Source organism: Chroococcidiopsis sp. CCALA 051 (assembly GCF_003015105.1).
Taxonomy (GTDB): Bacteria; Cyanobacteriota; Cyanobacteriia; order Cyanobacteriales; family Chroococcidiopsidaceae; genus Chroococcidiopsis; species Chroococcidiopsis thermalis.
This window is the reverse complement of record NZ_PYCI01000157.1, coordinates 1-14,441: the sequence shown is the minus strand read 5'-3', so window position 1 is coordinate 14,441 and position 14,441 is coordinate 1. Positions and strand designations below refer to the sequence as shown.

The following is a 14,441-nucleotide window of genomic DNA, read 5'->3' as shown; positions in this document are numbered from 1 at the left end:
GATTAAATCTCATCCCAACTACCAAAGTCTACGTTCCTACGGCACTATCGCCGCCTGATTCTGTCCGATGTATTGATATTCTCCATGCTTTATCTGTAGCAGGCATTTCATAAAATGGTATTAGGGGCAAATCCTCTTACCTTTGCTGTATCGAGCATGGCACGCAAGTGGTCGTTTTTCGTGGCTCCGTCCACGGATTTCTCGGAAAACCGATAGTCCAACGGTATATGACGGTCTCCTTCCGTCCACAACAGCGAAATTAGATTAATCCCTTGCACTACCCGTCCATGCTTGCCTGACCAATGCCGAGTTACCAATTCCATCTTCTCGGCATAGAATTTGTCGAGCGTCGAATCGTCTACCACTAAAATTCTAGTTGTTAAACTCACTTGCGCTTGAGCTTCATGCCACAACGCTTCTGGTGATGGTTCCATTCGATGCAACAAGCGCGTAATCGCATCGTGCGAGTCGCGAATTGGTACTATCTGGTTGCACTCGCTCTGCTTCGACGCAAGTATAGGCTTTCTGGGTAGCAATTCAGTTAGTTGATGTAGTCGTACTCGCTCACTTTCGGTGGATTCATTCTTTTGTTGTATCGCACTCACCCTTTTTACTCAACTGCGTAACTCCTGCCCTGCTTGAATTTGTGCCGCACGGGAACTATCTGCCATGCCATAAACTAAGCTGCCAACAAATGCAGCTAAACCAGATGGATCTTGCTCGTAGGCTCTCATCCGCTTTTGTCTTCGTTATCGGTTGGACGCGGTTATACTTGGGCGTGCATTATCAAGCGCGACATTTTGGCAGGCTGGACGGCTTCAATTGCTTGGGCAGTGGGGGTTAGTTGGGTCATCAGACCTTGGCGGCGACGTAATTTGAGTCAGGAAGCAAATAACTAACCGTGCTGCACTGAGTATCTGTTACGGGAAAAGCGCGAATCTACACTCATCCAGACGAAGATCGCTCCCTTTTGGGAGAATAAAATCAGTATAAATGTACTAAATTGTCATGCACATACTTTGGTTTCGCCGCGACCTGCGGCTTAGTGACAACGAAATCGTTACCCTAGCAGCAGCCAACAGCGCTCAAGTTTTCCCCTGTTTTATCATCGATCCCTGGTTTTACCAACAGCCGGATGTGGGTAAGGCAAGAGTCAGGTTTTTATTTGAGTCGCTAGAAAATCTAGACTTCAATCTCAGACAGCGGAGTAGTCGGCTGTATTTATTTGAGGGGAAGACTGTAGATGTCCTCCAAAGTCTCACTAGAGAGCTACTGCAACAAGGTCATCGTCCCAAACTATTCTTCAACCGTGACGTGCAGGTGGAGTATGGGATTAAACGCGATCGCACTGTCCTTGACTTCTATCGTCAACTAAATCTTGAGTGTCATCTGGGTTTGAGCAGCTTCCTGCAAACCGAAGACCGCACCGACTCTTGGTATGAAGAATACTACACTTACCAAAGACAACCGCTACATCAAGCTCAGACTCAAATTAATACCCCGCAGCTATCTCTCAACCTGCCACAACTGACATTTGATGAGTTGAAACAGAAGTACAGTCAGTTTTGGACTGCGGATAGTGGCTATTTCAATGGGGGAGAAGGCAGCGCGATCGCCACTCTAGATTCATTTCTTCAGCACAGATACCACGGCTATCACTGGAAGCTATCGCGCCCCTGGCTAGCACAGAAGGGCGCTACGTCTCACCTCTCGCCTCATATAGCTTTCGGTACGATCTCAACTCGCACTATCTACCAACGCACGAAAGCCAGGGCAGCAGAGTTATCCAACCAACCCAAAGCTGAATTCTCCCTCAAAGCATTTCGCGATCGCCTGCGTTGGCGCGATAGTTTTACTCAGAGACTCTACCACCATCCAGAAATCGCACATCAAAATCGATACCCAGAATTTGACGAATGGTATTCACCTGATGAGTTAAAGCCAGAAAAACAGGAATTGTTTGAAGCTTGGCAAGAGGGAGAAACTGGATTTCCTCTAGTAGATGCCTCAATGCGTCAGCTCAAGACAATGGGCTGGATGAATTTCAGGATGAGGGCGATGTGTGCCACTTTCCTCACAATCAACTGTGGTGTTTCCTGGCATCACGGGGCGCGGCATTATATGAATTGTCTGGTCGATGGGGACTTGGCAATAGATAATTGGCAATGGCAGATGCAAGCTGGAGTGACTAATCCGCTGTCCGATACCTTCCGCATCTATAACCCGAATAAGAATATAGAAGATAAGGACTCAGATTTAAGGTTTATCTACCATTGGATTCCAGAATTGCAGGGGTACAGCTTACCCGAAATTCTCTCACTCGTTTACCAGGGTGAGAGTCACTATCCTGCACCTATATTGAATTGGTCGCAAACTCGGAAAGTTAACGGCAAAATTGTTTCGGATTTGCGTAAACAGGTGAGGGAGCGGTTGATTATGGAAGGAGGCGATGAGTATGAAGGGGCTACCAAAGCTAAAACTACAGTGGATAAATACTGGCAAGTTAAGGATAAGCAATATCAAGAATACCGACGCAGACAAGAGAAACTGGATTTTGAAGTTCTAAAGAATTTCTAGCTGTCGGGGCGATCGCTACCTCCGCTCCATAATGGCTTTGTCACCCGTGCCGTGTCATTGCCTCAATCAAGGTAAAGTAGAGGCGGTGAGACTGGCGATCGCCCTTGGGTTGTCTGTGCCAAGGATTTTACGGTTTATTCGGGGTGAAATGTCATGAGCGAACCAAGACCAATACTACCTGCCTGGTTCACTGAGCGGATGATGACAGATTCTCATTGCAATTGCTCTAGTTTGATAAAATACGACACTGAAGCCCTCAATGACTAGGAGCAGGAAACGGCTTTTTAAAGGAGAAGGCATATGGTGTTGCTCCATGCTGGCGCAGGTACTCTAGTCGCTCTTTTGTCTCATTAATAGTAGGAAGTTGCCCGCTCTGAATCCACCAGAGAACCAACGTTGGTGAATCAGCTTTTTTAAACCACTGCCGACCGTCACGCATCACAACGGCATGTTCAGAGCGATACACATAATTGGAGAGATCTTCAACAGATTCCCAAACGGAAAGGTTGAAAAGAATATGCTCATCTGGGTAAGCGCGAACGCCAGTGCTATTGCCAGTTGCTTCATCTTGCAGTCGCCACACAAATCCTGGGCTATTATCAGCCAATTCATTAATGGTTTGAAGTCGATCGACAAAGCCCTTCATCAGTGGGTCGCTCAGTGGAGCGCGCATGTAGACGATATTGGCTTGAGCTAAGTAGTATTGCTGCGGTTTCATCGTTATCTCGATTCAGACCTGGGTCAGAAGAAAACGAAACCTTTCCTACTCGCTAACTTTTGGAGAGTCAGCGAGAATTTCCTATCGCTCCTATCACACAAACCCCATTGTTTCGAGCCGAATGACTAGAACACATGCCCCAGTAAAATCCAAGATAGGCAAGAACCATTCGCAGATAGCGTTGATTATTGATTATTTTTGACCTCAAAGATGGGCTGACAAATAGTAAACTATCGTCTACCGCCTGGCTGAACCACGGTAGATGACCTGCGCTGCCGCACCTTCCGGTCGATCTAAAAGACTTCGGAAAAACTTTAACCCGCACTGTAACCGTTCGGGATCTCTTCCCAGCTTCTGCGTCATGTTAATCATTATCGGCTCCATACAGGAGCAAATATATTCAACGTAATCGCGCAAATCTTCACTTCCTGGATTGCGAAAGTGATACAATCCCCACGGTTTGTTAGTAACTTCCCTGAAACCAGCCGAAAGTAGAAGTGGACCTAAAGCTCTGCCTAAGTTCGGATTGCCCCCAGCGTTACGGAAAAGCTCGCAGAACGAATCTTGCAGATATTGAAAATCACTAGAGTCAGGCCAGATGAGTATAGTCGCATAGTCAGTTTCATTCAAGGTGATTGTACCACCAGGCTTCAGTACGCGGTAAGCTTCACGAAGAATGCTTCCAGGGTCTGAGACATGCTCCAAAAACCAGGTAGTGTAGATGTGATCGAAACTGGCATCTGGCCAAGGAAGCTGGGTAGCATCACCGACACGAAGGTCAACATTACGTAAACCAAGACTGGTCAGGTGTTTGTGAGCATATTCAATTTGTGCAGGCTGTAGATCAATTCCGGCTAGATTCAAGCCTGGGAAAGCTTTCCCAAGGACACCTAGCACCGCCCCAACCCCGCATCCAAGCTCTAGCAAATGCTCCCCAGCAGAAAAGTTCAACTCGCGCAGTAGTACTGTGTCTCGCCAGTACTCTGCCTGTTCAATGAGGCGTTGCTGCTCTTCAGTTGCGTAACCATGAACATATTCTATTAACAAACCATACCTCCAAACTAAACCAAGTTTGCTAGTTTTGAATAAAACAAAACCAAAGCCGATTAAAACTTTGAAAGTTTTGAAGTCGATTCAGTGACTTAATAATCTGTAACTTCTCCTAGTTTATCAACAAAGCGCCACTGAGCTAAATCAACAATCCGATATTTTTTAGGTCGAACAGTGCCATCCACATCGTAGCCAGCACGGTTCTCCCATTCACCCAACTCAAGCTGATCTGTAACTTCTAACTTGGATAGCCCCTTAACATTTTTATAGCCATATAGTCCAAAATCAATTAGCCGCAATGGATAACCTTGAACAATAGGAAGCGGTTCTCCATCTACGGAGTGGAGCAACAGAGCGCGTCTAAAGAGAGCATCACCCAAAGCAATAGTACTCTCATAAACTCCCTTTTCTGGTGTTCCGATACTAGTCTGCTTAAGGTATAGATTTTCTGGGTTTCGTACTCCCGCCATTTCAATGACTTTCGACAACAAAACACCTGCCCATGTCCGACGAATGCTCCAATTACAGACGCATACCATGCGTCTACTTTCTTCAACTTGAGGCAGGGCTAATATATCAGAGTATGAGAGATCTAGCTCATTCTGAACTAATCCAGTTACCGAAAGATGCCAGCTATCAATATCAACTGATTTGGGCGGACCGTCCTGATAGTATCTTAACGAATTAGGTTTGCGATGCAAATTGGGCGTTACGTAATTACGAGTTACGCAGTTAGAAGCAGTATCCGTTTCACTCATTTGATTTCCTCCCTATAGGTCGTTTACCACACACCGAAAGCCCGCAATATCATCTCTCATACTAGGAGGATAATAATCACGACTTGTGCATCTAAGATATTCTTCACTGTGAAGTCCAGAGCCACCTCTAAAAATGTGGTAATCCTCTTCAGATGTGATATAGATCGGGTTGCAGCCTGTCTTATCCCAACTATAATCAGTTGATGCATTATCTAAACACCACTCACCCATATTTCCAGCCATATCTAAGCAGCCGAAATACGATTTGTTCTTAGGATGAGCATAAACAGAAGTAGAACTACGCAGATCTGCACCCTCAATGGCAATACAATCTGGGGCATAATATGCGTATTCAAGACTAGGAGCTTCATTACCCCAAGAATACTTACGTCCATCAAAACCTTTACACGCGAACTCCCACTGAGCCTCGGTCGGCAAAGTCTTCCCAGAAAATTTGGCAAAAGCTATAGCTTCCCAGAAACTAACACCAGTTACAGGAGAATCATCTTTATTCCAATGACTATCTAGCCAAAAGTTAGGATGCTTAAGGTTCAAAGACTCCTTATATTTCCATCCTTTCTGAGTCCAGAATTCAGGATTCTCATAACCACCGCTCTCCACAAAAACTCTATAATCCTTATTTGTGACGGGTGTAATATCTATGGCAAATTTATCCACTGTCACCTGCATGACAGGACCTTCATCTACTGATTCTGAGCTACCACGCAGAAATGAACCACCCTCAATAATAATCATGTTTTTTAGGCGTTCTTCCTTCGTTTTCAGAGACATCTTGATACTCTCCAAGATTAACTTTCTGCCGACTTTTGTCAGTGACTATATATAATCAAACCAAGTTAACCAAGCCTCATTTTAATAGGGGTAGATTTCCAGTAAATCGATTGATGTCCTTTTTATCTCCATAGAGGGCAATTCCCAGGTATTCCAAATCTTCGGCTGTGGTGGTAGATAACTTATCTTCATAGTCTGTATAAGTTTTCGACTTTTGGGCTGTATATGAGAAGTCAACAAGCAATAGTTTAGCTATCTTTTCGCTGTCTATCTTGTCTCTAATTTCCTTAATTATTGTTTTTGTACCTTTAAGGATAGGTATGGGCGTATTCGTGATTCCTACGTGACATTTACCAGAAGCATCAAAAATATCCGATCCAATTATCCCTTCAATACTTTTGCCTAGAGTCATTGCTAAGACAGCAGATGTATTAGTAATAAGACCTAGTGATAAGTCACCGTCAATCACTATCACACATTTTTTTTCTGGCTTGCTAGCTTCCACAAAACGCACTCCTAACTGAGTTCAAAAACGGAATTACGGACTTTTAAAAGTCTCGTTTCATCAATAATAATCTTTGTCCTTTGCGTGAATTTACCCGCGTCCAAATACTGACCACACCATAGTAATTGGGCGAGTCGCAGAGATAAATTGAAGGTTGTAGGCTTGTACTGAATTTGAGTTGGTTATACACAGATCGACATTTCCTCGCTGCGTATCGATCGCCGCTTTACTAGTTGACTCAACAAGTGTAATTTCATAGTCTTGTAATGCATGATTTTCCAAATTTTCCAAAAAATGAGGAACTAGACTCGAAGGTGCATGATGAGTAGCTATTTTCCAAGGTCGCTCTTTGGGCAATTGGCAATCAATTCTCTTTGCCAAACCATAGCAAGGCGTTGCATATTCAAATGAAGTCAACAGCTTTAGCCTTGGACACATATATGCCTTGTCTATCTTGTAATAGGCATTAGCTATAAGCAACAAGTCTGATATTCCTGAAAGAACACTGTTCATTGCACGCTCATATGAAGGATAGATCGAGCAACTGGCACTTTCTTTGTTTATCAAAGAAAGTAAGTAAGCTCCTGTTGCCTCACTTGATGTTCCCTGCGGACCCAGAGTTGCGATGTCAATTTTTTGAAGCGAATTTAGATAATTGTAAAAACGCTCCAATTGTTTAGTAAAGTTTTCCTCTAGCGTTCTTAGGGATTTACTCACCTCAACTCGTCTAATCATGCGTTTTGCTCCAATTAATACTTTAACTTCGAGAAATATATTTTCGGACTTGAGTGACTACACTATTCCTGGGAGATAACAATCCAATTAGAGATTCTATGCAGATTTTTTATGCGTTGGGGCACATCCAGTAGCGAGTTGCTGTTCCAGTGATAGAGATCGGGAGCCATCGGAGAAAACTTCGCAGGAGCTAGGGTGAACTCTGCTCTTTCTTAGCAGTAGGATGAATTGCCGACAGGATTTTTACTTGGTACGAACAGGGGTGTAGAATCTAATGCAATAGTCTGAACTAATTGCCGCCACTTATTACTGAAACACGACAACTGAAGATAAAGATATTGAGGTTCTACCAGGAAATGAGGGCTTCATGTCACATCCTCTAGTAGGTAAAATCTTCAAGGTACAGAGGTTGGATCTACAGTTTTTGTACTTGTTCCAAGGCGCGGTAGGGCAATCCGTGTCCTAATAAAGCTGATCGAGTATCCATTAGCAGTAGCAGGAGTTGGTGAGAAGCCTACACCAAGATTCGCTTGGTGCTAGGAGCTGTCACTTAATAGGACGCTAATGGGACTTCAAGAAAACTGCCGATTAAATAGCTTCAAAGACGTTCTGGACATTCAGTATTCGTTGTTACTGTCTTACTAAAGCTAAACCAAAACGTCTGAATTGTAAATTGTTATCCAGTTTACAGATGATTAATTCTTATAGAAAGACTTGTGATTTGGTTGCTGAAGTTGAGTGTAAAAGTTGACCAAGAAACAGTTTATAGCGTTTCCTGATTCTATTTATATTTACCCTATATTTATTTGACTGAAAGGTAAATAAATATAGGGTAAAATTTTCAGTTTCCCGCATGGTTTTAGACTATACTTAGTTTTTTAAGTGTTTGACAATCTGTAGTTTTAGATGTAACAGTAGATGATTTTTGATGATCTAAAAAAAGAGTAAAATCTGAAATGCCTATATATGAAGGCAATAAACTGCATTGATAGCTGGTCAGAGATATTATATTAATTAATACATCGCTCGTGCGTCAGGAAAGCGTGGAATTGATATCACACAGATGAAGAAAATTAATCTATATTGATAGCTGGTCAGAGATATTATATTAATTAATAAAGGATTGCCAGCCCTTGAGATGCGGCTCCAACTCGCGCTCATTCAAGGAAAGCCGACGGTAGGAATCCTAAACTTGTTAGGTCACTGTAAAAACTTACAGACAAAGCAAATCCAACACCTGTACGGCACGGCGCTTGGTTTCCTCCTTGCGCCAATCGTACTTGCTCAAACTCTTATCCCCTTGGTAGTTCACTAGTCACTCGCCAAGGGGATGTTGGCTTGAAAGCATTTGCCTAAATATTAAGCATCAGGGCAACCCTTGCGATAGGGCAATACAGTTCAGTTAAGCTTCAAACTCAGGTAAAATCTAGGAGAATTCTCAATCATGGGACTGAAGTGTGGTGCATCTCAAAGATTTCTCATTGTTGTCTCCAACAAGACAAAGTAGCGATGTGCTAAAAGCAATTGAAATAGCCATACCAGCAACAGCAATAGAGCAAGCGATTGCTACAGCCAAAGCTAGCGAACAAAGAAATCGGTCTTTGCCAGCACCATTAGTAGTTTGCCTGCTAATTGCAATGAGCTTGTGGTCGAGAGACTCGATGCGAGATGTGCTGAAAAACCTAGTAGATGGATTGAGTGACGCATGGATTAAAGTTGGTAAGTACTGGCGAACTCCCTGCAAATCAGCAATCACACAAGCTAGACAGCGGTTAGGGGCAAGGGTAATGAGGCAATTGTTCCATCAGTTAGTGCGACCAATGGCTAGTACACAGACCTTGGGAGCATTTCTTCAGGGGCTACGAATAGTAGTCAGAGATGGGACTTGTTTTGATATACCGGATAGTGATGAAAATGCTAGAGTGTTTGGTCGTCCTAGTAGTCGCCTTGGAACACAAGCAGCATTTCCCAAAGTGAGATGAGTGATTTTGGTTGAGGCGGGAACACATTTAATCTTTGATGCATTAATGTGTCCATATCGAATCGGAGAACGAGTGCGGGCATTAAGATTATTACGCTGCGTGAGTTCAGGGATGTTGTTGATGTGGGACAGAGGGTTACATTCTTATGCAATGGTGCAAGCAACTGTAACAACTGGTAGCGATTATTTAGGAAGAATTCCCGTAAATGTCAAGTTTTTGTGCGAAGAACCACTGGCGGATGGTTCTTATCTAAGTTGGATTTATCCACCTGCTAAATTCCGCTCAAAAGGTTGCCAGCCCATACAAGTCCGAGTGATTGAATACACGATTGGTAATACCGACAAACCAGAGGAACAACTCAGGTATCGCTTAATTACCAGCTTATTAGAATTGGAAAAATTTCCGGCTCAACTACTGGCGACTGAATATCATCAACGCTCTCGAAGTAGAAAATACTATTGATGAACTCAAAGTACATTTATCAGGACGAAAAACTCATATTCGCTCTCAAAAACCGCGTGAAGTTGTGCAGGAAGTTTACGGGTGGTTGTTAGGACACTGGGCTGTGCGGTTATTGATGTTTCAAGCGGCAAAGAGCGCGGGTATCACTCCTTTGCGTCTGAGTTTCACTGGAACATTGCGGGTTATTCGTCGTGCTATCCCGAAATTTCAACGCTTGCAACCAAAAGAACTCCCCTTTTTTTAAGTTGGTTGACTGTAGAGATTTTAGACACTCTGTTACCTGAACGAGTTTCTCGTACCAATCCCAGAGTTGTAAAAAAACCTGTATCCAAGTTTCGCTCAAAAAAACCAAGACATCGAGGCTCCGCCTCCCGAACCAATCCTCCTATTTTCTTTATCCTCAGCACAGCGTAGCCTTAAATGAACTGTATTGGAATTAAATGACGATTCCATTGCTGCAACGCTCGTGCGGCTAGCTGTTTGTGGTGGAACGTGCAGTTGCCATCGATCGTCATAGCTCAGATAGAACAAAACTTCTCGATCGCCTGCTTCTAGGCAAATACGAATAATTTCTGAGATGCTTGACGCGGCGACTTTTGGTGGCACGAGGCGAAAATAAGGCTGGATGTGGGGAAGATGACCAACGATGCAGTGGGCGATCGCAAGGCACACTTCTAGTTCTGGACGGTGCGAGCGCAGGAAAATACCATTACCTGCCATCCAGTATTCTTGTAACTTTTCCGAATAAGGAGGGAGGTTATTGGTATCGCTGGCAATAATGTTATAGCTGCAAAAAGGATTGTTCATAGCGCGATCGGTCAACCTGTCAGCAGAGTATTTTGGGTTGCTACCCAGTATGAGCGCATAGCGCTGTACTCGTCGTTTGGTTACTCGAACGACAAGTGGTATAGGTGGAACTAGAGAAAAGAAGTCATCATGACACAAAGCGTCATACTTCATGAGAAAGATGCAATCGCACTACTTGCCTGCTCGCCTGCCGAAGGCTCTATGACACCGCCATTAACGCGCTAGTGAAGCGATCGCTCGACGATAATGCTGTTGCTGCAACAGTAGTAAATGAAGCAGACAAGGGTGGCGGTACAGACAAACTCGAATTAGATGCGACTGATTTATAGTGTTATCAAAAGTGCAGCATAAAAACCTGCACCAAGGGCAAAAGCCCAGAAGCGACTTTGACGTTCTTCGGGGAGTTCTTCTTTCAAAACATTCAGTACGACTCCTCCGGCTAGAAAAGCAAAGAGTAATGCGATCGCTGCCTCAGATATTTGAGTTCCTAGCCCAATCGCCCAACCGCAAATAATTGCTGCTGCCAGTATCCAACGACCAGTTTTTTCGTAGGCACGCTGGTGATGTTCCCGCAGTCCGTCGTCATTCACTACAAAATGCAAAGCCATTGCAATAAAGAAAAACAAAAGACTCTCGATTCCTGGTTCCTCGCGGTGCAATAGCAGATAACCAATCAAGGCATTGTAGAAGGCAAACGAGACAATATGCACCCAGAAAATACCTGATGAGGTAACATCTCCCTTGCCTGCTTTGCGGTTGCGCTGACGCGAAAGTTTGGCAGCTCGTTCTAACCCGTAAAATACGGCTAATCCCAATAGTGCCAAAAGATAAACGTGATATTCTAGAAACAATAGTGCTTTGCCCACCGTACTTTTAATTGTCTGTTGTGCCTAACTCAATTCGGGCAGGATATGGACGAATACATAGGCAACCGAGACACCGCCACTTATAGATAGCCAAATGCTGCGAGGAGTTCTTTCTAGAAAGCGGAGTTTACCGGAAAACAGATGCAATATAGCCAAAATGACAGCAAATAGTGCCGATAACCAAACGATATTAGAATTAGATGTTGCTGGCTCGGCAACTGCGAACAAAATTCTAAACATGTGTTGTTAAAGTCATTTTCTGACGACCTGAGATTGCAAATCACCTGTATTGCAAGTCATTTCTTTTTTCAGGCTGAGCTGGTTAGAACAATATTGCTTCTGCCAATGAGAATAATTTTGGCAATCGCCACAAGTGATCTAAAGCAATTTCAAAATTGCTTGATATCGCTGTTCAATATCTTGCTTATCCAGCTCCTGGGAAACTGCTTGGTGGCTATCGTGCCGAATCATCTCGGCGTGGCGGCGTAGTGCCGCACGGTCTTTTTCGTTTTGGGTGTAACCAGCAATAGTGGCGATCGCCTCCAAAAGCCGAATCACCACTCCCACATCTGATTTTCCATACTGACGAATTTGGTTAAACGCAGCGTCGGTCAATCCGGCAAACGTGAATGGTTCGGCAATGACACGCAGGTTGTTATCGTCGTCGTAGCGATAAGCAGAAGGAATCTCCCTTTGAGCTAAATGAGATAATCCCGCACTCAAAGAGTCGATACACTCAATTGCAGTCGTCGGGTCGTTGATCCCAGGAGAAATGGCACGTAGGGCAATATCAACTAATTGATTCACGGGAAACTCAACATCCTGTTGTTCGGTACGTTGCCTGCCAAACATAAAAGCATCGTTGATTCGATCGCTCAGTTTCCGATTGACCTTATCCCCTGGAAACACCATGACTAAATCGCTACCCTTGACCACAAACCTACCTGGTCGAGATTTTATTTGCAATAATAGTTGGCGATCGCAGGCAATTTGCATTAATTCTTCGTTATCAATTGCTTGGAGATAACCGCTATTATTAGCTTTGACTGGATAAGCATCCCGATCGAAATTAGCTGGAATTGCATGTTCGTGCGGCTTGGGCAAACTCCGCCCTAACTTTTCGGGAAACAAGCGATCGATCGCGCCGTGAAGATCGTTACTAGCGTCCATAATGATATGGGACACTTGAATGATTGTGGCGGCATGATGGATGAAAAAAATCAGTACGCCAATACTGGCAAGTGCCAACAACAACCCAACTGTGACTGCGAGCTGCGGCACAAAGGAGTCGTAATCATCGCCATCACCGCGCACAGTCCGCAGTACCAGCAAGCAGTAGATGAACGTACTAATAAATGTCCCCAAGACAAGTTGATTGCCCGTATCCTGCATAAAGTTACGCAGCAAACGAGGACTGTAATTAGACGCAGCCAGCTGAAGCGCCACAATTGTAATTGAGAAAGCAGTAGCAGCAACAGAAATCACCGAACCAGCTACAGATGAAAGTACCTCTCGCGCCCCGTTAGCACCACCCGCGTAGATCCAGCCCCATTTTTCCAACGGTCCGTAGAAACCCGCCCGATCGAGATTCAGCATTGTAAATGCCAGGGCGATCGCGATCGCTGCCATAATTGTGGGCAAGAACCAGTAGCTAGAGTGCAAGTTATCCCAAATTTTCCCGATTTTGACGTTTTTCATCTGTTATCGTCCGCTGTCAGATTTCGATCGCTACCATTACCGTTTTTTGACGCTTGAATTTGAGCTATTCGTCTGAGAGAACCGCTGATACTGCGTGGTTTCGGAACTTCGTTGTTGCCAGCGGGCCATCCTTCACGCTGACGAGTGCGATCGCCATCTGTTTCTTCTGTTTGGTCGTGGAATAAAATTTGGCGTGTCGGATATGGCAAGTCAATGCCATTTTCTACATAAAGCTTTTGCTTAATCGCAGAAATTACCTTGTCTCGCGAATTGAGATCGTCTATTCGCCTTGGCGGTTTAATCCACCACCTGGCACGGATATTGACGCTACTTTCAGCTAATTCTAGTACCAAAACATCGGCAGCCGGATCTCGCAATACATCATCCACGCTATAAATTGCTTCTAGCATCAACCGTTTTGCTTCATTCACATCGTCACCGTAACCGATGCCAACATCGTATTCGATGCGACGAGCATCAAATGCAGTGTTAACAGTGACCGAATTTGTAAATAGTTCGGAATTGGGAATCACAATTCGGCGACCGTCGTAGGTTCTAATCGTCGTAGCGCGTGTCTCGATGTTTTCTACCGTTCCTTCAAAGTCTTTGAAAACAATTTGATCGTCAATTTTGAATGGTTCGGTCAACAGAATTAGAATTCCAGCTAAGAAGTTTTGCAAAATATCGCGGAAAGCAAAGCCAATTGCTACACCACTAATACCGAGGAGCTGAATTAAATCTCCGGCTCTAAATGTGGGAATAACTATGGATAGCGCCACAAATAAGCCCAGGAGAATTACAGCTCCCTGAGCCAATCGCCCCAGTACCATACCTAAATTTCGTGCCTGCCGATGCCTGCGAGTCAGGCGTTTGACTAATAGCTTTAGCCAGCGAGCCACGAAGAAAAATATGATAAATACAATGACTGCCAATATAATATTTGGCAGCATGATAATGAAGCTATCAATTAACCCTCCAATTTTCTGCCATGCTGCTGTTATTGCTGCTTGAATATTCATAGCTATCGATCTAATATCTAAAATAACGAAACAGATTAATGCTGCGAATTTTCTTTTGAATTACTAAAGCTATTCTCGATTTGAAGTGGAGGAAATCCGACAACATTATAAGTCGTCGTGGCAATTCTAATTCCCGCAGCGTCGAAAGCTTTGAGAATATCGCGGCTAACGGCATCTTTGAGATCGCGAATTCCGTGTTCTCTGACGACAAAGCGGACGGTCATTTCTAGCCAGTTATTAGTAATGCGATAGTAAACCTTGGGTGTTAAATCGTGAGAATGGAGAAAATAGCGATCGCGCATCACCCGTAAAGATTCTTGACTCATCTGGTTAATACTTTCTGTATGACGCTCAGCGCAGTCTAGTAAAATTTGTTCGGCGAGATCGCGATCGGCTGTATAAGAAATCGGCACGCTAATTTCTTCCCAAAGATAGGGGAAATCTTGCGTGTAGTTGTAAACTGGCTGGTCAA

General features: G+C 44.1%; 12 protein-coding genes and 4 pseudogenes. 4 read left to right on the top strand and 12 right to left on the bottom strand.

The window, feature by feature from the left end; translation table 11 throughout:
• Positions 1-107: 107 nt before the first annotated feature.
• Positions 108-434, bottom strand: a complete 327-nt coding sequence (locus C7Y66_RS26470) for a transposase (RefSeq protein WP_199197652.1) — start codon at positions 432-434, stop codon at positions 108-110.
• Positions 435-733: 299 nt separating this feature from the next.
• On the opposite strand from C7Y66_RS26470, the pseudogene C7Y66_RS30680 reads away from it, so the two are divergent.
• The 3 genes and pseudogenes from C7Y66_RS30680 to C7Y66_RS33135 form a co-directional block, all read left to right on the top strand.
• Positions 734-899, top strand: a pseudogene (locus tag C7Y66_RS30680) (phosphatase PAP2 family protein); the annotation flags it as partial.
• 109 nt (positions 900-1,008) lie between these two features.
• Positions 1,009-2,577, top strand: a complete 1,569-nt coding sequence (locus tag C7Y66_RS26465; protein WP_106547875.1) for an FAD-binding domain-containing protein — start codon at positions 1,009-1,011, stop codon at positions 2,575-2,577.
• A 31-nt stretch (positions 2,578-2,608) separates the two neighbouring features.
• Positions 2,609-2,734 (top strand): hypothetical protein, encoded by a 126-nt coding sequence (locus C7Y66_RS33135; RefSeq protein ID WP_255410066.1) that lies wholly within the window; start codon positions 2,609-2,611, stop codon positions 2,732-2,734.
• Positions 2,735-2,833: 99 nt separating this feature from the next.
• Here the strand turns inward: C7Y66_RS33135 and C7Y66_RS26460 are convergent, their stop codons facing one another.
• The 6 genes from C7Y66_RS26460 to C7Y66_RS26435 all read right to left on the bottom strand — a co-directional run bounded on the left by C7Y66_RS26460 (position 2,834) and on the right by C7Y66_RS26435 (position 7,135).
• Entirely contained in the window at positions 2,834-3,295 is a 462-nt protein-coding gene (locus C7Y66_RS26460; RefSeq protein WP_106547874.1) for a DUF3291 domain-containing protein, read from the bottom strand.
• Positions 3,296-3,532: 237 nt separating this feature from the next.
• Positions 3,533-4,342 (bottom strand): class I SAM-dependent methyltransferase, encoded by an 810-nt coding sequence (locus C7Y66_RS26455; protein ID WP_199197650.1) that lies wholly within the window; start codon positions 4,340-4,342, stop codon positions 3,533-3,535.
• A 95-nt stretch (positions 4,343-4,437) separates the two neighbouring features.
• The gene (locus C7Y66_RS26450; protein WP_106547873.1) at positions 4,438-5,103 is read right to left on the bottom strand and encodes a molybdopterin-dependent oxidoreductase; all 666 of its coding nucleotides are present in this window, start codon (positions 5,101-5,103) and stop codon (positions 4,438-4,440) included.
• A 12-nt stretch (positions 5,104-5,115) separates the two neighbouring features.
• Entirely contained in the window at positions 5,116-5,895 is a 780-nt protein-coding gene (locus C7Y66_RS26445; RefSeq protein ID WP_106547872.1) for an SUMF1/EgtB/PvdO family nonheme iron enzyme, read from the bottom strand.
• A 76-nt stretch (positions 5,896-5,971) separates the two neighbouring features.
• Positions 5,972-6,400 carry a DUF2000 domain-containing protein gene (locus C7Y66_RS26440; RefSeq protein WP_199197649.1) on the bottom strand — a complete coding sequence of 143 codons (429 nt, stop codon included), beginning with the start codon at positions 6,398-6,400 and terminating at the stop codon, positions 5,972-5,974.
• A gap of 90 nt (positions 6,401-6,490) precedes the next feature.
• The gene (locus C7Y66_RS26435) at positions 6,491-7,135 is read right to left on the bottom strand and encodes a bacilysin biosynthesis protein BacA (RefSeq protein ID WP_106547871.1); all 645 of its coding nucleotides are present in this window, start codon (positions 7,133-7,135) and stop codon (positions 6,491-6,493) included.
• Positions 7,136-8,685: 1,550 nt separating this feature from the next.
• Here C7Y66_RS26435 and C7Y66_RS26430 point away from each other — a divergent pair.
• A pseudogene (locus C7Y66_RS26430) lies at positions 8,686-9,823 on the top strand (IS4 family transposase).
• A 95-nt stretch (positions 9,824-9,918) separates the two neighbouring features.
• Here C7Y66_RS26430 and C7Y66_RS32115 read toward each other — a convergent pair.
• The 5 genes and pseudogenes from C7Y66_RS32115 to C7Y66_RS26400 form a co-directional block, all read right to left on the bottom strand.
• Positions 9,919-10,539 carry a hypothetical protein gene (locus tag C7Y66_RS32115; RefSeq protein WP_199197648.1) on the bottom strand — a complete coding sequence of 207 codons (621 nt, stop codon included), beginning with the start codon at positions 10,537-10,539 and terminating at the stop codon, positions 9,919-9,921.
• A 170-nt stretch (positions 10,540-10,709) separates the two neighbouring features.
• Positions 10,710-11,492: pseudogene (locus C7Y66_RS26415) on the bottom strand (hypothetical protein).
• Between the two features lie 138 nt (positions 11,493-11,630).
• Positions 11,631-12,950: a DUF2254 domain-containing protein gene (locus C7Y66_RS26410; protein WP_106547870.1), complete on the bottom strand. Its 1,320-nt coding sequence runs from the start codon at positions 12,948-12,950 to the stop codon at positions 11,631-11,633.
• The gene (locus C7Y66_RS26405; RefSeq protein WP_199197647.1) at positions 12,947-13,969 is read right to left on the bottom strand and encodes a mechanosensitive ion channel family protein; all 1,023 of its coding nucleotides are present in this window, start codon (positions 13,967-13,969) and stop codon (positions 12,947-12,949) included. Before C7Y66_RS26405 ends, C7Y66_RS26410 begins: the two co-directional genes overlap by 4 nt.
• Positions 13,970-14,004: 35 nt before the next feature.
• Positions 14,005-14,441, bottom strand: a pseudogene (locus C7Y66_RS26400) (mechanosensitive ion channel domain-containing protein); the annotation flags it as partial.